22 protein-coding genes are annotated in these 24,188 nt (G+C 69.7%); 15 read left to right on the top strand and 7 right to left on the bottom strand.

Annotated features, from left to right (window positions below; all coding sequences use genetic code 11):
* Positions 1–11: 11 nt before the first annotated feature.
* From ACFVM3_RS31945 to ACFVM3_RS31935, 3 genes are read right to left on the bottom strand one after another with little or no spacing between them, the layout of a single operon-like run.
* Positions 12–1,010 (bottom strand): hypothetical protein, encoded by a 999-nt coding sequence (locus ACFVM3_RS31945; protein WP_378443649.1) that lies wholly within the window; start codon positions 1,008–1,010, stop codon positions 12–14.
* Positions 1,007–1,513, bottom strand: coding sequence for a SigE family RNA polymerase sigma factor (locus ACFVM3_RS31940; protein ID WP_126733713.1), 507 nt, complete (start codon positions 1,511–1,513; stop codon positions 1,007–1,009). The genes ACFVM3_RS31945 and ACFVM3_RS31940 overlap by 4 nt, the downstream gene beginning before the upstream one ends.
* 10 nt (positions 1,514–1,523) lie before the next feature.
* The gene (locus ACFVM3_RS31935; RefSeq protein ID WP_378443648.1) at positions 1,524–2,168 is read right to left on the bottom strand and encodes a TetR family transcriptional regulator; all 645 of its coding nucleotides are present in this window, start codon (positions 2,166–2,168) and stop codon (positions 1,524–1,526) included.
* 39 nt (positions 2,169–2,207) lie between these two features.
* On the opposite strand from ACFVM3_RS31935, the gene hisF reads away from it, so the two are divergent.
* The 5 genes from hisF to ACFVM3_RS31910 all read left to right on the top strand — a co-directional run bounded on the left by hisF (position 2,208) and on the right by ACFVM3_RS31910 (position 4,674).
* Complete coding sequence (gene hisF, locus ACFVM3_RS31930) at positions 2,208–2,981, top strand: imidazole glycerol phosphate synthase subunit HisF (protein WP_378443647.1); 774 nt, start codon at positions 2,208–2,210, stop codon at positions 2,979–2,981.
* A complete protein-coding gene (locus ACFVM3_RS31925; protein ID WP_126733712.1) occupies positions 2,978–3,367 on the top strand; it encodes a hypothetical protein in 390 nt (129 codons plus the stop codon). The genes hisF and ACFVM3_RS31925 overlap by 4 nt, the downstream gene beginning before the upstream one ends.
* The gene (gene hisI, locus ACFVM3_RS31920; RefSeq protein WP_378443646.1) at positions 3,357–3,719 is read left to right on the top strand and encodes a phosphoribosyl-AMP cyclohydrolase; all 363 of its coding nucleotides are present in this window, start codon (positions 3,357–3,359) and stop codon (positions 3,717–3,719) included. The genes ACFVM3_RS31925 and hisI overlap by 11 nt, the downstream gene beginning before the upstream one ends.
* Positions 3,716–4,078: a DUF1304 domain-containing protein gene (locus ACFVM3_RS31915; protein WP_378443645.1), complete on the top strand. Its 363-nt coding sequence runs from the start codon at positions 3,716–3,718 to the stop codon at positions 4,076–4,078. Before hisI ends, ACFVM3_RS31915 begins: the two co-directional genes overlap by 4 nt.
* Before the next feature lie 212 nt (positions 4,079–4,290).
* Positions 4,291–4,674 (top strand): hypothetical protein, encoded by a 384-nt coding sequence (locus ACFVM3_RS31910; RefSeq protein WP_378443644.1) that lies wholly within the window; start codon positions 4,291–4,293, stop codon positions 4,672–4,674.
* Positions 4,675–4,855: 181 nt separating this feature from the next.
* Here ACFVM3_RS31910 and ACFVM3_RS31905 read toward each other — a convergent pair whose 3' ends face one another.
* On the bottom strand, positions 4,856–5,461 hold the full coding sequence (locus tag ACFVM3_RS31905) for a TetR family transcriptional regulator (RefSeq protein ID WP_378443643.1): 606 nt from the start codon (positions 5,459–5,461) through the stop codon (positions 4,856–4,858).
* Positions 5,462–5,557: 96 nt separating this feature from the next.
* Here ACFVM3_RS31905 and ACFVM3_RS31900 point away from each other — a divergent pair, with 96 nt between their 5' ends.
* The 5 genes from ACFVM3_RS31900 (at position 5,558) to trpA (ending at position 10,686) form a co-directional block, all read left to right on the top strand.
* A complete protein-coding gene (locus ACFVM3_RS31900; RefSeq protein WP_378443642.1) occupies positions 5,558–7,120 on the top strand; it encodes an anthranilate synthase component I in 1,563 nt (520 codons plus the stop codon).
* Positions 7,113–7,670, top strand: a complete 558-nt coding sequence (locus ACFVM3_RS31895; RefSeq protein ID WP_378443641.1) for a Trp biosynthesis-associated membrane protein — start codon at positions 7,113–7,115, stop codon at positions 7,668–7,670. The genes ACFVM3_RS31900 and ACFVM3_RS31895 overlap by 8 nt, the downstream gene beginning before the upstream one ends.
* A 192-nt stretch (positions 7,671–7,862) precedes the next feature.
* Positions 7,863–8,672, top strand: coding sequence for an indole-3-glycerol phosphate synthase TrpC (gene trpC, locus ACFVM3_RS31890; protein ID WP_378443640.1), 810 nt, complete (start codon positions 7,863–7,865; stop codon positions 8,670–8,672).
* Positions 8,669–9,898 carry a tryptophan synthase subunit beta gene (gene trpB / locus ACFVM3_RS31885; protein ID WP_378443639.1) on the top strand — a complete coding sequence of 410 codons (1,230 nt, stop codon included), beginning with the start codon at positions 8,669–8,671 and terminating at the stop codon, positions 9,896–9,898. Before trpC ends, trpB begins: the two co-directional genes overlap by 4 nt.
* Positions 9,895–10,686, top strand: coding sequence for a tryptophan synthase subunit alpha (trpA, locus tag ACFVM3_RS31880; RefSeq protein ID WP_378443638.1), 792 nt, complete (start codon positions 9,895–9,897; stop codon positions 10,684–10,686). Before trpB ends, trpA begins: the two co-directional genes overlap by 4 nt.
* 89 nt (positions 10,687–10,775) lie before the next feature.
* Here trpA and ACFVM3_RS31875 read toward each other — a convergent pair whose 3' ends face one another.
* Entirely contained in the window at positions 10,776–12,149 is a 1,374-nt protein-coding gene (locus tag ACFVM3_RS31875) for a glutamine synthetase family protein (RefSeq protein ID WP_378443637.1), read from the bottom strand.
* Between the two features lie 96 nt (positions 12,150–12,245).
* Here ACFVM3_RS31875 and ACFVM3_RS31870 point away from each other — a divergent pair, with 96 nt between their 5' ends.
* From ACFVM3_RS31870 to lgt, 3 genes are read left to right on the top strand one after another with little or no spacing between them, the layout of a single operon-like run.
* Positions 12,246–13,388: an amidohydrolase family protein gene (locus ACFVM3_RS31870; protein WP_378443636.1), complete on the top strand. Its 1,143-nt coding sequence runs from the start codon at positions 12,246–12,248 to the stop codon at positions 13,386–13,388.
* Positions 13,385–14,554 carry a M20 family metallopeptidase gene (locus ACFVM3_RS31865; RefSeq protein WP_378443635.1) on the top strand — a complete coding sequence of 390 codons (1,170 nt, stop codon included), beginning with the start codon at positions 13,385–13,387 and terminating at the stop codon, positions 14,552–14,554. The genes ACFVM3_RS31870 and ACFVM3_RS31865 overlap by 4 nt, the downstream gene beginning before the upstream one ends.
* 29 nt (positions 14,555–14,583) lie before the next feature.
* Complete coding sequence (gene lgt / locus ACFVM3_RS31860) at positions 14,584–15,615, top strand: prolipoprotein diacylglyceryl transferase (protein WP_378443634.1); 1,032 nt, start codon at positions 14,584–14,586, stop codon at positions 15,613–15,615.
* A 245-nt stretch (positions 15,616–15,860) separates the two neighbouring features.
* Here lgt and ACFVM3_RS31855 read toward each other — a convergent pair whose 3' ends face one another.
* Both ACFVM3_RS31855 and ACFVM3_RS31850 read right to left on the bottom strand, forming a co-directional pair.
* Positions 15,861–16,925, bottom strand: coding sequence for a diacylglycerol kinase (locus tag ACFVM3_RS31855; protein WP_378443633.1), 1,065 nt, complete (start codon positions 16,923–16,925; stop codon positions 15,861–15,863).
* A gap of 12 nt (positions 16,926–16,937) precedes the next feature.
* Positions 16,938–17,723 carry an SDR family oxidoreductase gene (locus tag ACFVM3_RS31850; RefSeq protein ID WP_378443632.1) on the bottom strand — a complete coding sequence of 262 codons (786 nt, stop codon included), beginning with the start codon at positions 17,721–17,723 and terminating at the stop codon, positions 16,938–16,940.
* A gap of 327 nt (positions 17,724–18,050) precedes the next feature.
* Between ACFVM3_RS31850 and gltB the strand changes: the two genes are divergently transcribed.
* A complete protein-coding gene (gene gltB, locus ACFVM3_RS31845) occupies positions 18,051–22,619 on the top strand; it encodes a glutamate synthase large subunit (protein ID WP_378443631.1) in 4,569 nt (1,522 codons plus the stop codon).
* Complete coding sequence (locus ACFVM3_RS31840; protein ID WP_378443630.1) at positions 22,612–24,120, top strand: glutamate synthase subunit beta; 1,509 nt, start codon at positions 22,612–22,614, stop codon at positions 24,118–24,120. Before gltB ends, ACFVM3_RS31840 begins: the two co-directional genes overlap by 8 nt.
* Positions 24,121–24,188: the final 68 nt, after the last annotated feature.

The raw sequence follows: 24,188 nt of genomic DNA, 5'->3' as shown, positions 1-24,188 counted from the left end.
CCCGCCCGTCACTATTCCGGCGGTTTCCCGAACCAGCTGTAGTCGCCGGGGAGGATCTGCAGGCCCTCGGCGATGTCGGTCAGCGTCGCCCGGTCCCGTTCACCCGACACGGTGAGCCAGCGCCCGCCTTCGACCTGGACGGCGACCGTTTCGTCCAGCTTCCCGAGCCGCCCGTTCCGCGCGGGGAGGGCGAAACCGTCGAGGCCCCGGATCTTGAGCGGCACGGGCGCGGCGTCGCCGTCGTCCGGCCGTTCGCCGCCGAGCCTCGCCGTGACGACCGCCGGAGCGGTGGGCTGCCCGGCACGGGTGGCTTCGAGCTCGGTCCGGCCGCCGCCGACCGCCATGGGCAGGTTCACCGCGGACAGCGCCAGATCGGCGGGCAACCGGCCGAACCGCAGTTCGCCCGACACCCGGGCGCGGCCGTCCCTGACCATCTCGTCCGCGATCCGCTGACCCACGCCGCGCGCGTCCCGCACGCCGTACAGGGTCAGGTTCAGCACGTACGCGTCGTCGGGCGACCAGGTCAGCATCGTCGCGTCGCCGTCGACCTCCGAGACCATGCCGACCCGGCCGTGCACGATGATCTGGTTCGGAGCGGGGGCGATCGTCCACGGCCCGCGCCGCTCGTCCAGCGGAGTGGTGGTCAGCTTGACCTGGCCCGCCTCACCGCCGTTCCACATCCTGGTCTGAGGCGCGGGATAGGGCTTCGCGGAGCGGCTCATCTCCGTGAAGCCGTCGGGCAGCCAGCCCGGTTTGTACGGCAGCACCGACCAGTCCGCGTCGCGCGGCGAGGCGGGCGTGACCGCGGTGTAGGCCCGCAGGCCCAATGGCACGCCGAGCGCGATGATCGCGACCGCCGCCGCGACCAGCGCCAAAGCCATCTTCGGGCGGCTTCGCGACCGTTGGTTCAGCGCTTCGCGGATCTCGGCCCCGTCGGGCGCCCGCGTCGCCAGGTGTTCGAGGCTCTCGCGGATCAGGTCCTCGGTGTGTTCTTCGCTCAGTCGGGTCATTTGCGGGCTCCCGTGGGCACGGACGGGGACGGTTCGGTTTCCCGCAGCGTCGCGAGCGCGCGCGAGATCTGGCTGCGCACGGTCGACGTCGCGCAGCGGAGTACCGCGCCGATCTCCTCGTCGGAGTAGTTCTCGTAGTAGCGGAGCACGATCGCGGCGCGTTGTTTGCGCGGGAGCTTCGCGAGCCGGTCCAGCATCGCGTCGCGTTCGCCGTACTCGATGGCGTGATCGGAGACCGGCGGGCTCATCAGGTCGAGCGCTTCCGGTGACGACGGCGTCACCCGGCGGACCGCCAGCCGCCTCCGCCACGAGAGGTACTCGTTGGTCACCATCCGGCGGACGTACGTCGGCGGATGGTCGATCTTCGGCCAGCGTTCCTGGGCACGCAGCAGCACCTCCTGGACGATGTCCTGCGCCAGGTACGGGTCGTCGGTCAGGACGGTCGCGTAGCGCAGGAGGCCGTCCAGGCGATCCGCGACGAACTCGTCGAAGGTCGCAGGCACGTGTGTCCCCTCAGCCGGTGGTCTCGCTCCAGTGACGCGCGAGACCACCGTCCTGATGCATCGGGAGCCGAACTTTTTCGGTGCCGGGGGTCAGGTAGTACTGCGCGACCGGGGCCAGCATCCCGACGATCTCCTCCTCCGAGGCGTTGACCAGCGGCGGGAGCCCGATGACGTAGCGCAGCAGCGCGAACCCGATCATCTGCGCGGCGATCCCGGCCACCCGCACCTTCGGCACGCCGCGCGCTTCGGCGACCCGCGCCAGCACCGCCCGCTCCAGGAACTGCCGCATCATGGTCGCGACCTGCTCGTTGGTGGTCGCGGACCGGATCATCGCCAGGAACGGCGCGCGGCCGTCCGGTGCCTGCCAGAGACCGAGGAACGCGCGGACGAGGCGCTCGCCGATCTCCTCTTCGGGGCCTTCGAGGATCCGGGGGACCAGCTCGCCCGGATCCACCGGCAGGTTCATCGACGCGGCGAAGAGCCGTTGCTTGGTACCGAAGAAATGGTGCAGCAGCGCCGCGTTGACCCCGGCGTCGGCCGCGATGGCGCGGACGGTCGCCCCGTCGTAACCCTGTTCGGCGAATCTGCGCCTCGCCGCTTCGAGGATCTCCTCCCGCGTCTCGGTCTGCCCCGGCCGCCGCCCCGCCTGTGCCATCCCGCGAGCTTAGAACGGCTCTTGACTACGCTTGTCCCCATGTCAGTCGCAGTCAGGGTCATCCCGTGTCTCGACGTCGACGCGGGCCGTGTGGTGAAGGGCGTCAACTTCGCCGACCTGCGCGACGCCGGCGACCCCGTCGAGCTCGCCCGCCTGTACGACGCCGAGGGCGCGGACGAGCTCACGTTCCTCGACGTCACGGCGTCCTCCGGGGACCGTGAGACCACCTTCGACGTCGTCCGCCGGACCGCGGAGCAGGTGTTCATCCCGCTCACCGTCGGTGGCGGCGTGCGGACGAACGACGACGTCAACCGGTTGCTGCGCACGGGTGCGGACAAGGTGAGCATCAACACCGCCGCCATCGCGCGGCCGGAGTTCCTGCGCGAGGCGTCCCGCCGGTTCGGCGCCCAGTGCGTCGTGCTGTCGGTGGACGCGCGCCGGGTCCCCGAGGGGACCGAGCCGACTCCGTCCGGGTTCGAGGTGACCACGCACGGCGGGCGCCGCGGCACCGGGATCGACGCCGTCGAGTGGGCCGCGCGAGGCGAGGAACTCGGCGTCGGCGAGATCCTGCTCAACTCGATGGACGCCGACGGCACCAAGAACGGCTTCGACCTCGAACTCCTGACCCGGGTGCGGGCGGCGGTCCGGGTCCCGGTGATCGCCAGTGGCGGCGCCGGCGCGCTCGAGCACTTCCTGCCCGCCGTCGAGGCCGGTGCGGACGCGGTGCTCGCGGCCAGCGTGTTCCACTTCGGGCAGTTGAAGATCGGCGAGGTCAAGAGCGCGCTGCGCGCCGGGGGAGTCGTGGTCCGGTGATCCTGGCCAAATGGAAGGCCTCCACCGAGGTCAAGGTCGTCTGCGCGCTGCTGCTCGGGCTTCCCCTCGTCTACATCGCGATGGCCGTGATCCTCATGTTCGCGCCGTACTCCACCGCGAGGACGTTCCTGCTGCCGGGGACGTCACTGGTCCTCGGCGGCCTGGTCGTGGCGGGGCTGGTGCTGAAGATGTCTTCGGCACGGTTCGCCGGTTTCGTCGTCAGCTTCCTCTTCGGATTGCTGCACGCGCTTTCCCTGCTGGCGGCGGAACTCTTCTGGGTGAAGATCGTCTCCGGGCTGCTGTTCGCCGGGTACATCTACACGGCGGTCCTGCTCAACTCGATGCCGGTGAAACGGCACCTTCTCGGAGCCACGAATGACGCTTGACCCCGCCCTCTCGGATCGCTTGAAGCGCAACGCCGACGGGCTGATCGCCGCCGTCGTCGTCGAACACTCCACATCGGACGTGCTGATGATGGCGTGGATGAACGACGAGGCGCTCGAGCGTACCCTCAGCACGCGGCGCGGCACCTACTATTCGCGCAGCCGCAAGGAACTGTGGGTCAAGGGCGAGACCTCCGGTCATGTCCAGCACGTGCGCGAGGTGCGGATCGACTGCGACGGCGATACCGTCCTCCTGCGCGTCGACCAGACCGGCCCGGCCTGTCACACCGGCACGCACACCTGCTTCGACACCGACGAACGGCTGCTGCTGGCCGACGAGAGCGAGAACCCGTGAATGTCGTCGCCAACGTTCTGGTCGGCATCGTCGCCCTGATCCACCTGTACATCGTCGTGCTCGAAATGTTCCTGTGGACCACGCCGCGCGCCCGCGCCTCCTTCGGCACCACCGAGGAATTCGCGAAGGAGACCAAGACGCTGGCGGCGAATCAGGGGCTGTACAACGGTTTCCTCGCCGCCGCGTTGATCTGGGGCCTGATCGCGACCGGCAGTACCGCCTGGCAGTTCAAGATCTTCGGCCTCGCCTGCGTGATCGTGGCCGGGCTCTACGGGACGGCGACGGCGAGCAAGAAGATCTTCTTCGTGCAGGTGGTCCCCGGCACGCTGGCGCTGATCGCGGTGCTGCTCGCGGGCTGACCGGCGGTGGTGAAGCGAAGACCGGCCCAGCGTGACCGTCCCAGAAGGCGTCCGCGCGTCGCCGGGCGGCCTCGCTCCACTTCGGACAGAGACGTCGCCGCGCTGACGATCCACGATGACGTGGCCGTCCCCCTGATCGAGAATCTGACGCGTTTCAAGGTGCGCGCGCTGGCGTTGTCCGTTTCTGGCCCGCCTACTTCGTCGCCTGCCAAGTGGGTTTCCAGCTGACCCGGTACGAATTGCTGAAGCCGCTGGCTTTCGCGGCCTTCTTCGGTTTTCCCGCTTGCCTGCTCGCCGCCTATCTCTGGCGGAGCAGGTATCGCTCGGCCCTGAAGACCGGCTTGCGCGAGGCCACGGCGACGGTGCGGCCCGGCTGGTTGTTCCCCAGGATCGACGTCTATCCCGAGGGCGATTACAAGCTGCTTCAGACGCGGCGGTCGCTGCGGATCGCTCCCCGTTTCGAGGGACTCGAGAAGGTCCCCGTCTTCGTCGGTGGCGAGGAAACGGACATGATCGTGATCTTCCCGCGCGGACGGTTCCTCAAGGACCGGCTCCACACCGTTCCCGTCAAGGAGATCGAGCCGGACACGGCCTGAGCGGGCGACACCCGGCCCGCGAGTTACGCCCCCAGTCACGCGAGTTCCGCCTTTGATCACGCGTGTCGCGTGCCCAAACGGCGGACACGCGTGATCAGACGGCGAACTCGCGTGATCAGACGGCGAACTCGCGTGATTGAAGGCGTAACTCGCGTGATCGGAGGGCGAACACGGCCCGGGCTCAGTCGATCTTTCCGGTGAGATACCGCTGCATGGTCGGCGCGATCGCGGTCACCAGCGGCTCGATCTCGCTCGAAGCCATCGGCTCGAACTTCGCGACGTACCGGACCATGCCCATGCCGACCAGCTGGGACGCGCACAGGGTCGTCCGCAGTTCGATGTTGTCCGAGCCGATGTCGCCGATCACCTTGGTGAAGAAGTTCTGGAAGAACCCGCGCAGCACCTGTGCCGCCTGCTCGTGTCCGGCGACGCTGCGGACGAGCGCCTGGAACACTTCGCCGCCCGCGCCGTCCCATCGGGTGAGGAAGGTCCGCACGATCCGCTGCCCGAACTCGTCGTCGGGACCGTCGGTCAGTTCGGCGACGAGTTCGCGCGGGTCGAAGGGGAGCTTGAGGATGGCTTGCCCGAACAGGCCCTCCTTGCTGCCGAACCAGTGGTTGACCATCGCCGCGTCGACCCCGGCGCGCGTCGCGATCGCGCGTACCGTCGCACCGTCGAAACCGCTCTCGCCGAACACCGCGCGGGCCGCTTCGAGCAGCGCGGTGCGGGTGTCCTGTCCACCGGGCCGCCGTCCCCGGCGCCGAGCGGTAGTGTCTTCACCAGCCATGGCGTCATCATGAACGGACCAGGCGATAAATTCAACATTCTTTGAATTTATCCCCCGCGTCCGGCGTCCCACGGGCGTTGCAGCACAATGAGCGACATGGTCAGCGCCGCAAACGCCAGCCCGTCGGGGCTCGGCTCGGTCAGCCCTTCGCGCGACGAGTTCCGCGCGCTCGCCGAGGGCCGTCGCGTCATCCCCGTTGTCCGCCGCGTGCTCGCCGACGGCGAGACCCCCATCGGGGTCTACCGCAAGCTCGCCGCCGACCGGCCGGGGACGTTCCTCTTCGAATCGGCGGAGAACGGCGCTTCCTGGAGCCGATGGTCGTTCATCGGTGTCGACAGCCCCGCCGCGCTGACCGTGCGTGACGGCAAGGCGGTGTGGACCGGCACCCCGCCGGTCGGCTTGCCGACCGAGGGTGACCCGCTCACGGTGCTGCGTGAGACCGTCGCCGCGCTCCACACCGAGCAGCTGCCCGGGATGCCTCCGCTCACCGGCGGCATGGTCGGCTACATCGGCTACGACGCCGTCCGCTGGCTCGAACGGCTCCCCGAACTCGCCGAGCGTGACCTCGACATCCCCGAGCTCACCATGCTCCTGGCGACCGACCTGGCCGCCTTCGACCACCACGAGGGCACCGTCACGCTGATCGCCAACGCGGTCAACTGGGACGACTCGGCCGAGCGCGTCGACGCGGCGTACGACGACGCCGTCGCGCGGTTGAACGCGATGACTAAGCAGCTGCACGTCGCGGCCCCGGCCACGGCGGCCGTCTTCGACCGTCCCGTGCCCGAATTCACCCGCCGCCGCTCCAAGCCGGACTTCCACGCGGCCGTCGAGAAGGCGGTCGAGGCGATCAAGGCGGGCGAAGCGTTCCAGATCGTGCCGTCGCAACGCTTCGAGATCGAGACCCAGGCCGACGCGCTGGACGTCTACCGCGTCCTGCGCACGTCCAATCCGAGCCCGTACATGTACCTGTTGCGCCTGGACGGCTTCGACATCGTCGGGTCAAGCCCGGAGTCGCTGGTCACCGTGCGGGACGGCCGCGCGACCACGCATCCGATCGCGGGCACCCGCTGGCGCGGCGCCGACCCGGAGGAGGACGCGCAGCTGGCCAAGGACCTGCTGGCGGACGAGAAGGAACGCGCCGAGCACCTGATGCTCGTCGACCTCGGCCGCAACGACCTCGGCAAGGTCTGCAAGCCCGGCACCGTGCGCGTCGTCGACTTCTTCGACGTCGAGCGCTACAGCCACGTCATGCACATCGTCTCGACGGTCACCGGCGAACTCCTCGACGACAAGACGGCTTTCGACGCCGTCACCGCCTGTTTCCCGGCAGGGACGCTCTCCGGCGCGCCGAAGGTCCGCGCGATGCAGCTGATCGAGGAACTGGAGCCGACCCGCAGGGCGCTCTACGGCGGCGTCGTCGGATACCTCGACTTCGCCGGGGACGCCGACACCGCGATCGCGATCCGCACCGCGCTGATGAAGGACGGCACCGCGTACGTCCAGGCCGGTGGGGGAGTCGTCGCGGACTCGGTGGCCGACTACGAGGACAACGAATCGCTCAACAAGGCCCGCACCGTCCTGTCCGCCGTCGCGGCGGCGCAGACGATGATCGCGGCGGACGAACTCGACCCGGCTGGTGACAGCACTCGTGTCTGAGGCCCCGGCGAAGAAGGCCAAGCGTCCACTGTGGATCGCCGTGGTGGGCCTGCTGCTCGGCGCGATCGCGCTGTGGGGTTCTTCGCGGCTGGTGTGGTTCGCGGAGTTCCGCGACGGCGGCGTGCGCGGCACCGTGCTGTACACCGAAACCGGTTCACAGCGTGCGGTCGCGCTGATTCCGCTCGCGCTGCTGGCGTTGGCGGGCACGGCGGGTCTGATCGCCACCGGCGGCTGGCCACGCCGGGTGCTCGGCGTGGTACTCGCCGTGGCCGGGGTCGCCGCGGTGTGGATCGGCGTGGCGGGCGGCCCGGTCAGCGGCTTCGCCGACGGTCTGCCCGTGGCCCAGATGCTGGGAGCCCGCGGTCTCGCGATCCTCGGGGGAATTCTCGTGACGGCGGGCGGGTTGGCAGCCATCAAGGGTGCGGGCCGGATGCCTCGCCTCGGCGCGAAGTACTCGGCGCCCGGGGCGAAGAAGAAGGCCGCCAAGGATCCGGAGACCGAGCTGTGGGAGGCGCTGTCCGAAGGCGAAGATCCCACCGCGACCCGGTGATGGCCGCGGAAAACGCGCGTTTTCGAGATCTACGCCGCGAAAGATGACACGGTGGGCATTCGGAGTAACGGACATACCCGGAACCAGGCCGTATCCGTGCGGGGGTTAGCATCGTTTCGGCGGGAAGGGGAAGGTTTTTGTGAGCGACCTTGCGAAGGAATCAGTGAGTACGACGGCCGGTGAGGAACTCCGGTGAGCGTGCTCGAAGACATCGTCGCCGGCGTCCGTGCCGATCTCGCCGAGCGCGAGGCGGTTCTGCCGTTCGACGAACTGAAGAAGCGCGCGACCCAGGTCGCGCCCCCACTTGATGTGCTCGCGGCCCTGCGCGAGTCCGGTATCGGCGTCATCGCCGAGGTGAAGCGGCGCAGCCCCTCTAAGGGCGATCTGGCCGAGATCCCGGATCCGGCCGCGCTGGCGAAGGACTACGCCGACGGCGGCGCCAGGGTGATCAGCGTGCTGACCGAGCAGCGCCGGTTCGGCGGTTCGCTCGCCGACCTCGACGCGGTCCGCGCGGCGGTCGACATCCCGGTGCTGCGCAAGGATTTCATCGTCAGCCCGTACCAGGTCCACGAGGCGCGGCTGCACGGCGCGGACATGGTCCTGCTGATCGTGGCTGCCCTGGAGCAGAACGCCCTGATCGCGTTGCTGGACCGCGTCGAATCCCTCGGGATGACCGCGCTGGTCGAGATCCACAACGCCGAAGAGGCCGACAGGGCCCTCGAAGCCGGCGCGAAGGTGATCGGCGTCAACGCCCGCAACCTGCATACCCTCGAGGTCGACCGGGACGTCTTCTCGCGGCTGGCCCCCGGCCTGCCGATGGACGTCTTCAAGATCGCCGAGTCCGGTGTGCGCGGCCCCGGCGACCTGATGTCCTACGCGGGTCACGGTGCCGACGCCGTCCTGGTGGGCGAAGGGCTCGTCGCTTCGGGCGACCCCAAGGGCGCGCTGGTCAAGCTCGTCACCGCCGGATCGCACCCTGCCTGCCCGAGGCCTTCTCGATGACCACCGAGTACCACGAAGAACCCCACGGCAAGCACGATCCGGACGACCGGGGCTACTACGGCCCGTACGGCGGCCGGTTCATGCCGGAGGCCCTGATCGGCGTCGTCGACGAGGTCGCGGCCGAGTACGACAAGGCGCGGAACGACCCGGACTTCGTCAACGAGTTCCGTCGTCTGCTGCGTGACTACGCCGGTCGCCCGTCGCTGCTCACCGAGGCCAAGCGCTTCGGTGAGCACGCCGGCGGCGCCCGGATCTTCCTCAAGCGCGAGGATCTGAACCACACCGGTTCGCACAAGATCAACAATGTGCTGGGCCAGGCGTTGCTCACCAAGCGGATGGGCAAGAAGCGGGTCATCGCCGAGACCGGGGCCGGGCAGCACGGCGTGGCCACCGCCACCGCCTGCGCGCTGCTGGACCTGGAATGCATCGTCTACATGGGCGAGGTCGACACCGAGCGGCAGGCGCTGAACGTGGCGCGCATGAAGCTGCTCGGCGCCGAGGTCGTTCCGGTGAAGACCGGCTCGCGCACACTCAAGGACGCGATCAACGAGGCCCTGCGTGACTGGGTCACCAACGCCGACACCACGCATTACCTGTTCGGCACGGCGGCGGGCCCGTACCCGTTCCCGATGATGGTGCGGAACTTCCACAAGATCATCGGCGAGGAGGCCCGCGTCCAGATCCTGGAGCAGACCGGGCGCCTGCCGGACGCCGTCGCGGCCTGCGTCGGCGGCGGGTCGAACGCGATCGGCATCTTCCACGGCTTCATCGACGACCCGGATGTCCGTCTCGTCGGTCTCGAGCCGGGCGGCGAGGGCATCGAGGGCAACCGCCACGGCGCCACGCTGACCAAGGGCACCCCGGGCAACCTCCACGGCGCGATGACGTACCTGCTGCAGGACGAGGACGGCCAGACCGTCGAGTCGCACTCGATCTCCGCGGGCCTCGACTACCCGGGTGTCGGCCCGGAGCACTCGTGGCTCAAGGACAGTGGCCGCGCCGAATACCGGCCGGTGACCGACGCCGAGGCGATGGACGCTTTCAAGCTGCTTTCGCGCACCGAAGGCATCATCCCGGCGATCGAGTCGGCGCACGCGCTGGCGGGCGCGCTGGTGCTCGGCCGCGAACTCGGCCCCGAGGGCTTGATCATCGTGAACCTGTCCGGTCGTGGCGACAAGGACATGGACACGGCCGCGAAGTACTTCGGCCTGGTGGAGAACACATGAGCGGGTTGAGTGACCTCTTCGCGGCGACGCGCGCGGAGGGGCGTGGAGCCCTGATCGGGTACCTCCCGGCCGGCTTCCCGACGGTCGATGGATCCAAGGACCTGCTGGCCGCGGTGGTCGACGGCGGCGCCGACCTGGTCGAGGTGGGTGTGCCCTACTCGGACCCGGTCATGGACGGCCCGACCATCCAGGCCGCGTCGGTGAGCGCGCTCTCCGGTGGCTTCAAGCTCAAGCATCTGTTCGAGGTCGTCGAGTCGGTGTCGTCGCGTGGCGGCAAGGCCGTCGTGATGACGTACTGGAACCCGGTGCACCGCTACGGCGTCGACCGCTTCGCGCGCGACCTCGCCGCCGCGGGCGGGCTCGGCATGATCACCCCGGACCTGATCCCGGACGAGGCCGACGAGTGGATGGCCGCCTCCGAACAGCATGGTCTGGACCGGATCTTCCTGGTCGCGCCGTCCTCCTCGGAGGAGCGGATCGCGAAGACCGTCGAGGCCGCTTCCGGTTTCGTGTACGCCACCGCGGTCATGGGCGTGACCGGCGCCCGTGACCAGGTCGGCGTGCACGCCGAGGATCTGGTCGCGCGCACCCGCGCGCACACCGACCTGCCGATCGGCGTCGGGCTCGGCGTCCGTTCCGGCGAGCAGGCGGCGCAGGTCGCCGGTTTCGCGGACGGCGTCATCGTCGGCTCCGCGCTGGTGACCGCCGCCGCGAGCGGCCTGGACGCCGTGCGCGAACTCTCGGCCGAACTGGCCGCCGGTGTACGGAAGACCGTCGCCCCGGCTTGATCCGACGTGGGCCGAAAGGGCCCTTCACCGCATGCGATGCGGTGAAGGGCCCTTTCGCTGCGTCTGACGCGGGGAAAGGGCCCTTCAGCTCAGTGTCGCCAGCGCTGCGCCGAGGTGATCTCCTCCGGGGTCGCGTGAGCGAAGCGCTCGATCTCCGCCCGCCGCAGGTCCACGATCGTCGTCGCCAGCGGAGCGCCGAACGCGGCCGCCAGGTCCTTGTCCGCCTCGAACGCCGTGACGGCCTCCTCCAACCGCTGAGGCAGGCGCTCGATCCCGCGGGCGGCGCGTTCGGCCTCGGTCAGCGTCCCCGGATCGACGTCGAGCGGGTCAGGTAGCACCGCCTTTTCGTCGATGCCCGCCATCCCGGCGAACAGCAGGGCGGCCGCCAGCAGATACGGATTGGCGGTCAGGTCGAAGCATTTGACCTCGAGGTTCGCCGCCGAGTCCCGGTTTCCGGCGACGCCGCGCACCAGCCGCAGCGGCGTCTCCCGGTTCTCCAGCCCCCACGCGGCGTACACGCCCGCCCAGTGGTGCGGCTCCAGGCGCAGATAGCTGACCACCGACGGCGCCCCGATCGCGAGCAGCGCGGGCAGCCGCCGCAGGATGCCCGCGCTGAACGACTCGGCGGCAGGCGTCAGCCCGAAAGCCCTTTCCCCGCCGGAGAAAAGGTTCCGCGCGCCGTCCAGGACGCTCAGATGCACATGCCCGCCGTTGCCGACGCCGGCGGGTGCGAACTTCGGGGTGAAGGACGCCTTCAGCCCGTGCCGGTGGCTGAGCGCGCGGATCGTCTCTTTCGTCAGGACGGCGACGTCGGCCGCGCGCACCGGGTCGGCCTCGGCGACCGACAGTTCGAACTGACCGTCGGCGTACTCGGGGTGGATCTGCTCCACCCCGGCTCCTTGCTGGTCCAAAGTGGACACCAGGGCGCGGAGATAGTCCGCGTGTTCGGAAAGCCTCGCGTAGCCGTACGCCGGGCCCGCGGTGGCCGAGGTCGGATCATCCGGGGCGTCGGCACCGGTGATCACCCATTCGATCTCGAAACTCATCCGCGCCCGGAGACCGCGGGCGGCGAGCCGGTCCACCGCCGTCGCCAGCAGGGCACGCGCGTCCTGCGGATGCGCCTCGCCCTCCTGGTCGAGTTTCGTCACCGGCGCCCATGCCCAGCCGGGCTGCCCGGCGAGCACGGTCAACGCGTCGAGGTCCGGATGCAGCCGCAGGTCGCCGACCGGGCCGAGGGAATACTCGCCGCCGCTGATGACGTCGTCCGAGCCGAAGAAGTCGAAGGATTTCGAAGCGCCGACACCCCACGCGGCCGCGGACGGCAGCTTCCGCAGCGGCACCGCCTTGACCCGCGCGATCCCGGCGTTGTCCACGAAGGTCAGCGCCACGAGCTCGACACCCCGTGCCCGGAGCTTCCCGGTGAGGGCGGTCGCGCGGGCGGTCAGTGCTTCCCGGTTCACCATGGTTCCTCATCCTGGCCTCGATCGGAGTCCCTTGCCACGCCCGGATCCGGTCATAGGGTGAGGCCGCACTCGTCGATCACGAGAAGGGACGCGCTCATGCCGGGAACCCCGATCCTGCCGTTCGTCGCCCGGACGAGGCTGGTGGACCACCACTGCCACGGCGTCGTCACCGGTGATCTGGGCCGGATCGAGTTCGAGCAGCTGCTCACCGAGGCCGACACCGTCTCGTCACTGGGCACGACCCTGTTCGACTCGCTGATCGGGCTCGCGGTCCGCGCCCGCTGCGCCCCGGTGCTCGACCTGCCGCCGCACGTCCCGGCCGAGGTCTATCTGGCCCGCCGCGCCGAACTGGGCGCCACCGAGGTCAACGCGCGGTTCCTGCGCGCCACCGGCACGGCCGAATTCCTGCTCGACGGTGGCTTCCTGCCGGACACGCTGACCACGACCGAGCAGTTCGCGGCCCTGTCCGGTGCCCGCGCGCGGGATATCGTCCGGCTCGAACAGGTCGCCGAAACGGTGATCGGCTCCACCACCGCGGCCGGATTCGCGTCCTCCTTCGCCGAGGAACTGGCGAGACGCGCGACGACCGCGGTCGGGTTCAAGTCCATCGCCGCCTACCGGGTCGGCCTCGACCTGACGGGGGAGCGGCCGACGGACACCGAAGTCACCGAAGCGGCGGGCCGCTGGCTCGCGCGGATCGAGGCGGGCGAACCGGTCCGGCTCGCGGACGAGGTGCTGCACCGGTTCCTGATCTGGACCGGGATCGACCTGGCTCTGCCGATCCAGTTCCACGTCGGCTTCGGCGATTCCGACGTGGATCTGCACCGCTGCGATCCGCTGCTCCTCACCGGGCTCCTGCGGGCGACCCGGTCGCACGGGGTGCCGATCATGCTGCTGCACAACTATCCCTTCCACCGGAACGCCGCGTATCTGGCGCAGGTCTTCGAGCACGTGTTCATCGACGTGGGACTCGCGACGCACAACGCCGGTCATCGTGCGCCCGCGATCATCGCGGAGACCATGGAGATCGTGCCGTTCGGGAAGCTGCTGTTCTCCACGGACGCGTTCGGGCTGGCCGAGCTGTACCACCTCGGCACCGCGCTGTTCCGGCAAGGACTGTCCGACTTCCTGTACGCGGGGCTCATTTCGGACGTACTGTCCGAAGTGGACGCGCATCGGATCGCGGCGCTGGTGGGGCACCGCAACGCCGAACGGGTGTACGGGCTGGAGGGAACATGACGGAACTGGACGAACTGCAGGACCGGTGGGAGGCCGCCGTCGAGGCGGAACTGCCGTCCGCGATCGAACTGCGGCACCGGGTGCACGCCGATCCACGCGCGTCGGGGGACGAGGAGGACACCGCGCGGGTCGTCGTCGAGGCGCTGGGTATCGACGAAGGGGTCCGGGTCGCCAAGACCGGGCGTGCCGTGCTGCTCCCCGGGACCGCGCCGGGACCGGCCGTGGCGCTGCGCACCGAGCTGGACGCATTGCCGGTCACCGAACGCACCGGGATCCCGTGGGCCTCGGAGACGTCGCTGATGCACGCGTGCGGGCACGACGTCCACATGGCGGCGCTCGTCGCCACCTGCCGCGCGGCCGCCGCCGTCGGGGTGCCCCGGCCCCTCCTCGCGCTCCTGCAGCCGCGTGAGGAGACGTCGCCGTCCGGCGCGCTGGACATCGTCGATTCCGGCGTGCTCAGCGAGTACGGCGTCGAGTCGGTCATCGGCGCGCACGTGCAGCCCAGGCTCGCCGCGGGGGTGGTTTCGGCGGTGCCGGGACCGGTCAACGCCTCCACCGACGAATTCGACGTCGTCGTCCGGGGTCAGGGCGGGCACGCCGGCTACCCGCATCTGCTGCGGGACCCGATCCTCGCGCTCAGCCAGATGGTGGTGAGCCTGCAGCAGCTCGCGAGCCGCCGGGTCGATCCGGTGTTCGGCGCGGTCTGCTCGGTCGGGCGGATCGAAGCCGGGACGACGGCGAACGTCGTGCCGAACGAGGCCCGCCTGTCGGGTTCGCTGCGGCTGATGCGCGCCGAAGACCGCGATCTCGCCCTGGAGGGGCTCGCCGAGATCGTCCACGGCACCGCGCAGGCGCACGGCTGCCGGGCGGAACTGGAGATCAGCCCGTGCGAACCGGTGCTGCACAACGACGCCGGGCTCACCCAGCGCGCGCACCGGCGGCTCGTCCGGTCCGGGGTGGGGGTGGACACCGATTTCCGGTCGTTCGGCGCCGACGACTTCGCGCACTACTGCGGGATGACCCGCGGGCTGATGATGTTCGTCGGCCTCGGCGACACCGCGGGCGCGCCCAGCCTCCACGACGAGGTGTTCCTGCCGCCCGACGCCGCCATCGGGCATGTCGCGTCCGCGCTGATCGCGGGCTATCTGGCCGCCGTCGAGGGCTGACGCCCCCAAGAAGTGGATGAAGCGCTACGGTGGCCGACGTGAATACCGCCTCGGCAGCGTTCCTCGCGACCATCCCCAGTCCCGACCAGGGCGTCTGGCATATCGGACCGGTCCCGATCCGGGCCTACGCGCTCTGCATCATCGCCGGCATCATCGTGGCGATCTGGCTGGGCGAGCGGCGCTGGGTCAATCGCGGCGGCACGAAGGGCACCGTCATCGACGTCGCCGTCTTCGCGGTGCCGTTCGGCTTGGTCGGCGGGCGGTTGTACCACGTCATCACCGACAACCAGCTGTACTTCGGCGAGGGCAAGAACCCGCTCAACGCGCTGAAGATCTGGGACGGCGGACTCGGGATCTGGGGTGCCATCGCGCTCGGCGCCGTCGGCGCGCTGATCGCCTGCCGCCGCCGGGGGATCCCGCTGCCCGCGATGGCCGACGCACTCGCGCCGGGGATCGTGATCGCGCAGGCGATCGGACGGGTCGGCAACTACTTCAACCAGGAGCTTTACGGCGCGCACACCGACCTGCCGTGGGGCCTGGAGATCTACCAGCGCTACAACCCGACCAACCCGGACGACTTCCTGAACGGCGTCGCGCTCGGGCACGTCCCGCTGCCGGACAGCCCGGTGCACCCGACCTTCCTCTACGAGCTGCTCTGGAACCTCGGTGTCGCGCTGCTGATCATCTGGGCGGACAAGAAGTTCCGTCTCGGCCACGGCCGCGTGTTCGCGCTGTACGTCGCCGGGTACACCGCGGGCCGGTTCTGGATCGAGATGATGCGGACCGACACCGCGAACCACATCCTCGGTCTGCGGGTCAACGTGTGGACCTCGATCCTGCTGTTCGTCGCGGCGATCGCGTACTTCGTCCTCGCCGCCAAGCGCGGGCCGCGGGAGGCGCCGGAAACGTTGTGGAGCAAGGACGTGCCGCGGGAGGACTCCGGCGACTCCGCTGAGCCCGCCGATGAGACGCACGTGGACGTCGCGGCGGCTCCGGACACCGTCCGGGACTCGGCCGCGGACAAGGCGACCGAGGATCCGAAGCCGGACCCCGAGAAGTAGCGCCGCTCGCCCGCCCCAAAGTCCGTGAAGGCCTCCTTCAGTGCGTCTAGCGCCGTGAAGGGGGCCTTCACGTACTTCCCGGCCCTGCCGCAAGCGCCATGAAAGAGCCTTTCCTTGCGAAATTTGCAAGGAAAGGCTCTTTCATGGCATCCGGGGGCCTCCAAGTCCGTGAAGGCCTCCTTGAGAGACCCAGAATCCCTCAAGGAGGCCTTCACGGACCTCTCGGAAACTCGACCATCACGGCGTCAGGGGGAGACCAGGCCCCGCCCCGTCACCAAGGGCAGATCCAGCGCCGTCAGCAGCCCGGGCGGAGCCGCCACCACCGCCGGGATCGCGTTCACCAGCCGCATCGCGGTCGCCTTCAGCCCGGCCGTGTTGTGGTCGCCGTCGCTGCCGACCAGGCGCAGGTCCAGTTCGTACCGAGGTTCCCCGGTCACCTGGACGCGGTAGCAGCCCTGCCCGGTCGGTTGCGGCCAGTCCGGCCCGAGGTCGCCGCGCAGGCGCGTGACGTGCTCCAGCACGCACACCGCCCGCCCGCCGCGCATGCCGCGCACCTCGAACCGCAGCGCCGCCGCCGTGCCCTCTTTGATCGTTCCCGAAGCGATCTCGAACGTCTCGGGAGCCGGAAGCCGTTCGTAGGCCTCCTCGACGGCATCGAGCTCGACGTCCAGCCCGGCCGCGAGCTGCCGCACGACGCTGCCCCAGGCCAGCGACAGCACGCCGGGCTGGAGCAACAGCGGCAGATCGTCCATTTCCCGGCCGAAGCCCATGATGTCGAACAGGACCTTGCCGTTGTCGTACGTGGAATAGTCGAGGATCTCCAGGCAGCGCACCTCGTCGATCCGTTCGCACACGCCGGTGAGCACCAGCGGCAGCCAGTCGTTGGCGAAGCCGGGATCGACACCGTTGATCCACAGCGAAGCGCCGCCTTCGCGGGCGGCCTCCCGGATCGGCTCGATCATCTCCGGCGGGACGACACCTTCGGGGTACTGGAGGAATACGGGGCTGCTGGACACCACGTTGATCCCCGCGCGCAGGAAGCGTTTCAGATCTTCGACGGCCTCGGGCAGCCGGTCGTCGGCCATCGCCGTGTAGAGCACGCAATCGGGCTTCAGCGCGATGAGCGCGTCCGCGTCGGTCGTCGCGGTGACGCCCAGCGGCCGCCCGAGCCCGGCCAGTTCCCCGGCGTCCACGCCCGCCTTGGCTTCGCTCGAAACCCAGACCCCGGCGAGTTCGAGATCGGGCCGAGCGGTTATCCCCGCCAGCGCGTGGCGGCCGACGTTCCCGGTACTCCACTGGACCACGCGCACGGCGTTCGCCTCCTACAGATCGGGCAGGCCCAGCTCCAGGTTCGGGGCCTGCAATCCACCGTCGACTTCGATGATCTTGCCGGTGACGTACCGGCCGGCGCCCGACGCCAGGAACACGACGGTGGCCGCGATGTCCTCGGCCTCGCCGATCCGGCGCAGGGGAGTGGCGGCCTCCATGCGGCCGCGCAGTTCGTCGTTGCCCACCACCACTTCGAGCGCGGAGGTCGCCACCGAGCCGACCGAGATCGCGTTCACCCGCACCTTCGGCGCGAGATCGGCCGCCGCGAGCCGGGTGTAGTGCGCCAGCGCGGCCTTCGCCGTTCCGTACGCGGCGAAGCCACGGCCGGTCACGCGGCCCATGACCGACGAGATGTTGACGACCGATCCGCCAGTCTCCAGTAAGGACGGGGCAGCGGCGACGGTCAGCGCGTGGGCGGTGGAGACGTTGAAACGAAAGGCTTCTTCGAGGAATTCGGCGGTGGTTTCGAGCAGCGGCCGGGGGTACGTTCCGCCGACGTTGTTGACCACCAGGTCCAGCCGCCCGAACTCCGCCGTCGCGATCCGTGCCAGCTCGCCCGCGGCGGCCGGGTCGCTCAGGTCGGCGGGCACCACGTGGGCGCGGCGTCCGGTGGCGGCGACCAGGGCCGCCACGTCGTCGAGCTGGGTTTCGGTGCGGGACGAGATCACCACGTCGGCACCGGCCTCGGCGAGCGCCACGGCCGTCGCCGCGCCGATCCCGCGTCCGGCGCCGGTGACCACGGCGACCTGGTCGGTGAGCCGGAAACGGTCCAGGATCATACGCGGAACTGTAACACGTTCTAGTTGGAGTGGCTCTGGGGTGCGAAAGCCGCCCGGAGTGACTAGGGTCGCCTCACCGCGTCTCGTGACATCCCGGAACGGGACATATACTTAGCGGAACGAACTACTGCGACCTCATCAGGAACTGTGTCGTTCCGGGCGTCCAGATCGTTACCCATCGGCGGGCTTTCGCGCCCGCCGAACTGATGCCGACGTGTTTCACAGGTGTTAAAGTCGCGCTAACGAACGGGCCATCGTCGTCCCGTGCGCATTCCCCCGGCCGGCCCTGCCCGGCCGCTGAGCACAGACGACGAAGGAGGTCCCTTCATGATCTTCTCCGCCATTCCAGGCAAACAGGGTCTCTACGATCCCGAATCCGAACAGGACTCCTGCGGTGTGGCCATGGTGGCCGACATCCGCGGGCGGCGTTCGCACGGCATCGTCACCGACGGCTTGTCCGCGCTGACGAACCTCGACCACCGCGGCGCCGCCGGAGCGGAGCCGACCAGTGGTGACGGCGCGGGCATCCTGCTGCAGCTCCCGGACGAGCTGCTGCGGGCCGAAGTGGACTTCACCCTGCCCGAGGCGGACGCCGACGGTCACCAGACCTACGCGACCGGGATCGGTTTCCTCCCCTCGGACACCGAAGAGCGCGGCAAGGCCGTCGCCCTGATCGAGCGGATCGCCACCGAAGAGGGTCTCGACGTCCTCGGCTGGCGTGAGGTCCCGGTCGACGCCGATCGTGCCGACATCGGCCCGACGGCGCGTTCGGTGATGCCGCATTTCGCGATGCTGTTCGTCGCGGGCGCCGAGGACGGCGGGCGATGTCCCTCCGGGCTCGACCTGGACCGCCTGGCCTTCTGTCTCCGCAAGCGCGTCGAGAACGAGAGCGTGACCGCGGGCTGCGGCACCTACTTCCCGTCGCTGTCCTCGCGGACCATCGTCTACAAGGGAATGCTGACCCCCGAGCAGCTCCCGCTCTTCTTCGCCGACCTGACCGACACCCGGCTCACCAGCGCCATCGCGCTCGTGCACTCCCGGTTCTCCACCAACACCTTCCCGTCGTGGCCGCTGGCGCATCCGTTCCGGTTCGTCGCGCACAACGGCGAGATCAACACCATCCGGGGCAACCGCAACCGCATGCGCGCCCGTGAGGCGCTGCTCGAATCGGACCTCATCCCCGGCGACCTGACCCGCCTGTACCCGATCTGCTCGGCCGACGCGTCGGACTCCGCCTCCTTCGACGAGGTGCTGGAGCTGCTGCACCTCGGCGGCCGGTCGCTGCCGCACGCGGTGCTGATGATGATCCCCGAAGCGTGGGAGAACCACGCCGGGATGGACGCACAGCGTCGTGCGTTCTACCAGTTCCACGCCAGCCTCATGGAGCCGTGGGACGGCCCGGCCTGCGTCACCTTCACCGACGGCACGCTCGTCGGCGCGGTGCTGGACCGCAACGGCCTGCGCCCCGCCCGCTGGTGGCGCACCGCGGACGACCGCGTCGTGCTGGCCAGCGAGGCCGGCGTGCTCGACGTCGCCCCCGCGGACGTCGTGGCCAAGGGCCGCCTCAAGCCCGGCCGCATGTTCCTGGTGGACACCGAGGCGGGCCGGATCGTCGACGACGAGGAGGTCAAGTCGGAGCTGGCGAAGCAACTCCCGTACGAGGGCTGGCTGCACGCCGGTCTCCTGCAGATCGCCGACCTGCCCGACCGCGACCACATCGTGCAGAGCCACGATTCCGTGCTCCGGCGCCAGCTTTCCTTCGGCTACACCGAAGAAGAGCTGAAGATCCTCCTCGCGCCGATGGCGGTCAAGGCGGCCGAACCGATCGGCTCGATGGGCTCCGACACCCCGCCCGCCGTGCTGTCGCAGCGTTCCAGGCTGCTCTACGACTACTTCAAGCAGAACTTCGCGCAGGTCACCAACCCGCCGCTCGACGCGATCCGCGAAGAACTCGTCACTTCGATGAGCCGGATCATGGGGCCCGAGCGGAACCTGCTCGCCCCCGGCCCGGCCTCCTGCCGCCACGTGCAGCTGCCGTATCCGGTGATCGACAACGACGAGCTCGCCAAGCTGATCCACATCAACGACGACGGCGACCTCCCTGGCTTCGCGTGCAGTGTCCTTTCCGGACTGTATGAAGTGGACGGTGGCGCCGACGCGCTGGCGTCCGCGATCGAGCGGGTCCGGCGCGAGGCGTCCGAAGCGATCGCGGCGGGCGCGCGCACGCTCGTGCTGTCCGATCGCGACTCGGACCACCGCATGGCGCCGATCCCGTCGCTGCTGCTGGTGTCGGCGGTCCACCACCATCTGGTGCGTACCAAGGAAAGGCTGCGTGTCGCGCTGGTCGTCGAGACCGGTGACGCCCGCGAGGTCCACCACATCGCGCTGCTGCTCGGCTACGGCGCCGCCGCGGTGAACCCGTACCTGGCCTTCGAGACCATCGAGGACATGATCTCGACCGGCGGCATCACCGGGATCGAGCCCGCCACCGCGATCCGCAACTACGTCAAGGCGCTCGTGAAGGGCGTCCTGAAGATCATGTCGAAGATGGGCATCTCGACCGTCGGCGCGTACACCGCGGCGCAGGTCTTCGAATCCTTCGGCCTGGCACAGGATCTGCTCGACGAGTACTTCACCGGGACGTCGTCGAAGCTCGGCGGTGTCGGGCTGAGCGTGCTCGCCGAAGAGGTCGCCACGCGCCACCGCCGGGCGTACCCGGACAACCCGACCGACCGGGTTCACCGTGGACTCGAGACCGGCGGCGAGTACGCGTACCGCCGCGAGGGCGAACTGCACCTGTTCACCCCGGAGACCGTCTTCCTGTTGCAGCACGCGACGAAGACCGGCCGCGAAGAGGTGTACAAGAAGTACTCCGACGAGGTGCACCGCCTGTACCGGCAGGGTGGCGCACTCCGCGGGCTGTTCTCCTTCCGCGAGGGCGCGCGCGAGCCCGTCCCGCTGGACGAGGTCGAGCCCGTCGAGGCGATCTTCAAGCGCTTCAACACCGGCGCGATGTCCTACGGCTCGATTTCGGCCGAGGCGCACGAAACGCTCGCCATCGCGATGAACCGCATCGGCGGCCGGTCCAACACCGGTGAGGGCGGGGAAGACCCCGAGCGGCTCTACGACCCGGCGCGGCGCAGCGCGATCAAGCAGGTCGCGAGCGGCCGGTTCGGGGTCACGAGCGAGTACCTTGTCAACGCCGACGACATCCAGATCAAGATGGCGCAGGGCGCGAAGCCGGGCGAAGGCGGGCAGCTGCCGCCGAACAAGGTCTACCCGTGGATCGCGCGCACGCGGCATTCGACGCCCGGCGTCGGGCTGATCTCGCCGCCGCCGCACCACGACATCTACTCGATCGAGGATCTGGCGCAGCTGATCCACGACCTCAAGAACGCCAACGAGAACGCCCGCATCCACGTGAAGCTGGTGTCCTCGCTCGGCGTCGGCACGGTCGCGGCCGGGGTGTCCAAGGCGCACGCCGACGTCGTGCTGATCTCCGGCCACGACGGCGGCACCGGCGCCTCCCCGATGAACTCGCTCAAGCACGCGGGGACCCCGTGGGAGATCGGGCTCGCCGAGACGCAGCAGACGTTGCTGCTCAACGGTTTGCGCGACCGGATCACCGTGCAGGTCGACGGGGCGATGAAGACCGGCAAGGACGTCGTCATCGCCGCGCTGCTCGGCGCGGAGGAGTATGGCTTCGCGACCGCGCCGTTGATCGTCGAGGGCTGCGTCATGATGCGCGTCTGCCACCTCGACACCTGCCCGGTCGGCGTCGCGACCCAGAGCCCGGAGCTGCGCAAGCGGTACACCGGCCAGGCCGACCACGTCGTGAACTACTTCCGGTTCGTCGCCGAAGAGGTCCGGGAAACGTTGGCGGCGCTCGGTTTCCGGACGTTGGACGAGGCCATCGGGCACGCCGAGATGCTGAACACCGACGAGGCGGTCGAACACTGGAAGGCCTCCGGTCTCGACCTCGCGCCGATCTTCGAGATGCCGACCGAGACTCCGTACGGCGGGGCGAAGCGGCGCACGCGGACGCAGGACCACGGCCTGGAGCACGCGCTCGACCGGACGCTGATCCAGCTCGCCGAGGCGGCGCTTGAGGACGCGCATCCGGTGCGGCTCGAACTGCCGGTGCGGAACGTGAACCGGACCGTCGGCACGCTGCTCGGTTCCGAGATCACCCGCCGCTACGGCGGTGAGGGCCTGCCCGAGGACACGATCCACGTGCTGCTGACCGGTTCCGCCGGGCAGTCGCTCGGCGCGTTCCTGCCGCGCGGCATCACGCTCGACATGGTCGGCGACGCGAACGACTACGTCGGCAAGGGTCTTTCGGGCGGGCGGATCATCGTGCGCCCGCATCCGGACGCGAAGTTCGCGGCGGAAGGCCAGACCATCGCCGGGAACACGCTCGCTTACGGCGCCACCGGCGGCGAGATGTTCCTGCGCGGCCAGGTCGGCGAACGGTTCTGCGTGCGCAACTCCGGCGCGGTGGTCGTCGCCGAGGGCGTCGGCGACCACGCCTTCGAGTACATGACCGGCGGGCAGGCCGTCGTGCTCGGCCCGACCGGGCGCAACCTCGCGGCGGGGATGTCCGGCGGCGAGGCCTACGTGCTCGACCTCGACCGCGGAAAGGTCAACGAGGAGATGGTCAACCTCCAGACGCCGTCGTCGGAGGACCTCGCCTGGCTCAAGAAGACCGTGCAGAAACACTACGACCTCACACGTTCGGCCGTGGCCGCGTCGCTGCTCGGCGACTGGCCGCGTCGCTCGGCGGCGTTCACCAAGGTGATGCCCCGCGACTACCAGCGTGTCCTTGACGCGGCGAAGGCGGCGCGTGCCGCCGGCCGCGATGTCGACGAAGCGATCATGGAGGCCGCTCGTGGCTGATCCGACGGGTTTCCTCAAGTACGAACGCGAAGAGCCGAAGAAGAAGTCCAAAGAGGAGCGTCTCGCCACCTGGGGCGAGGTGTACGCCGACGTGGAGCCCGCCGAGCGCAACGAACAGGTGCGCGAACAGGCCACGCGGTGCATGGACTGCGGTATCCCGTTCTGTCATTCCAGCGGTTCCGGCTGCCCGCTGGGCAACCTGATCCCGGAGTGGAACGACCTCGTGCGCCGCGGCGACTGGGCCGCGGCGAGCGACCGGCTCCACGCCACCAACAACTTCCCCGAGTTCACCGGGAAGCTGTGCCCGGCGCCGTGCGAGGCGGGCTGTGTCCTGTCGGTCTCGCCGCTGTCCGGCGGCCCGGTGGCGATCAAACGGGTCGAGCAGACGATCGCCGACCAGTCGTGGGAAGCGGGCTACGTACAGCCGCAGATCGCGGCCGTGTCGTCGGGGCAGCGGGTCGCGGTCGTCGGTTCCGGCCCCGCCGGGCTCGCCGCTGCGCAGCAGCTGACCCGCGCCGGCCACGAAGTGACGGTCTACGAACGGGACGACCGGCTCGGCGGCCTGCTGCGGTACGGCATCCCCGAGTTCAAGATGGAGAAGAAGGTCCTCGACCGGCGGCTCGCGCAACTCCGCAAGGAGGGCACGAAGTTCGTCACCGGCTGCGAGGTCGGCGTCGATCTGACCGTCGAGGAACTGCGGGCGGACTACGACGCGGTGGTCCTCGCCGTCGGCGCGCTGCGCGGCCGCGACGACAAGTCCACGCCCGGCCGTGAGCTGGCCGGGATCCACCTGGCGATGGAACATCTGGTCCCGGCCAACAAGTACGTCGAGGGCGACGGCCCGTCGGCGGTCGACGCGGCGGGCAAGCACGTGGTCATCATCGGCGGCGGTGACACCGGGGCCGACTCGTACGGCACCGCGACCCGTCAGGGCGCGCTTTCGGTGACCCAGCTGGACCAGTACCCGACGCCACCGTCCACAAGGGACGACGAGCGGTCGCCGTGGCCGACCTGGCCGTACATCCTGCGCACCTACCCCGCGCACGAAGAGGCGGGCGAGCGCAAGTTCGCCGTCGCGGTCACGCGGTTCATCGGCGACGACGAAGGCAACGTGCGCGCGGTCGAGCTCCGTCAGGTCCGTGTGGTCAAGGACCCGGAGACCGGCAAGCGCATGGTGACCCCGGTGAACGACGAGGTCGAGGAACTGCCCGCCGACCTCGTCCTGCTCGCGATCGGGTTCGAGGGTGTCGAGCACATGCCGCTGCTGGACGGGCTCGGGCTGTCGCTGACCAAACGCGGCACGCTCTCGTGCGGCGCGGACTGGCAGACCTCCTCGCCCGGTGTGTTCGTCTGCGGCGACGCGCACCGCGGTGCTTCGCTGGTGGTGTGGGCGATCGCCGAGGGACGCTCGGTGGCGAGCGCGGTGGACGCCTACCTGACCGGCGCTTCGGACCTGCCCGCTCCGGTGCACCCAACGGCGCTGCCGCTCGCGGTGGTCTGACACTCCGGGGGCGACGACCGGCAGAGCGTCGCGAAAGCCACTTTCGGGACACCTGATGTCCCGAAAGT

It is taken from the genome of Amycolatopsis sp. NPDC057786, from assembly GCF_042797905.1.
GTDB lineage: Bacteria > Actinomycetota > Actinomycetes > Mycobacteriales > Pseudonocardiaceae > Amycolatopsis.
This window is presented reverse-complemented; position numbering and strand designations above follow the sequence as displayed.

What these genes read in the sequence shown, in the direction of transcription:
- ACFVM3_RS31945 (WP_378443649.1), bottom strand. Translation starts at nt 1,010, where the DNA reads ATGACCCGACTGAGCGAAGAACACACCGAGGACCTGATCCGCGAGAGC.
- ACFVM3_RS31935 (WP_378443648.1), bottom strand. Translation starts at nt 2,168, where the DNA reads ATGGCACAGGCGGGGCGGCGGCCGGGGCAGACCGAGACGCGGGAGGAG.
- hisF (WP_378443647.1), top strand. Translation starts at nt 2,208, where the DNA reads ATGTCAGTCGCAGTCAGGGTCATCCCGTGTCTCGACGTCGACGCGGGC.
- hisI (WP_378443646.1), top strand. Translation starts at nt 3,357, where the DNA reads ATGACGCTTGACCCCGCCCTCTCGGATCGCTTGAAGCGCAACGCCGAC.
- ACFVM3_RS31905 (WP_378443643.1), bottom strand. Translation starts at nt 5,461, where the DNA reads ATGGCTGGTGAAGACACTACCGCTCGGCGCCGGGGACGGCGGCCCGGT.
- ACFVM3_RS31900 (WP_378443642.1), top strand. Translation starts at nt 5,558, where the DNA reads ATGGTCAGCGCCGCAAACGCCAGCCCGTCGGGGCTCGGCTCGGTCAGC.
- trpB (WP_378443639.1), top strand. Translation starts at nt 8,669, where the DNA reads ATGACCACCGAGTACCACGAAGAACCCCACGGCAAGCACGATCCGGAC.
- trpA (WP_378443638.1), top strand. Translation starts at nt 9,895, where the DNA reads ATGAGCGGGTTGAGTGACCTCTTCGCGGCGACGCGCGCGGAGGGGCGT.
- ACFVM3_RS31875 (WP_378443637.1), bottom strand. Translation starts at nt 12,149, where the DNA reads ATGGTGAACCGGGAAGCACTGACCGCCCGCGCGACCGCCCTCACCGGG.
- ACFVM3_RS31870 (WP_378443636.1), top strand. Translation starts at nt 12,246, where the DNA reads ATGCCGGGAACCCCGATCCTGCCGTTCGTCGCCCGGACGAGGCTGGTG.
- ACFVM3_RS31865 (WP_378443635.1), top strand. Translation starts at nt 13,385, where the DNA reads ATGACGGAACTGGACGAACTGCAGGACCGGTGGGAGGCCGCCGTCGAG.
- ACFVM3_RS31850 (WP_378443632.1), bottom strand. Translation starts at nt 17,723, where the DNA reads ATGATCCTGGACCGTTTCCGGCTCACCGACCAGGTCGCCGTGGTCACC.
- gltB (WP_378443631.1), top strand. Translation starts at nt 18,051, where the DNA reads ATGATCTTCTCCGCCATTCCAGGCAAACAGGGTCTCTACGATCCCGAA.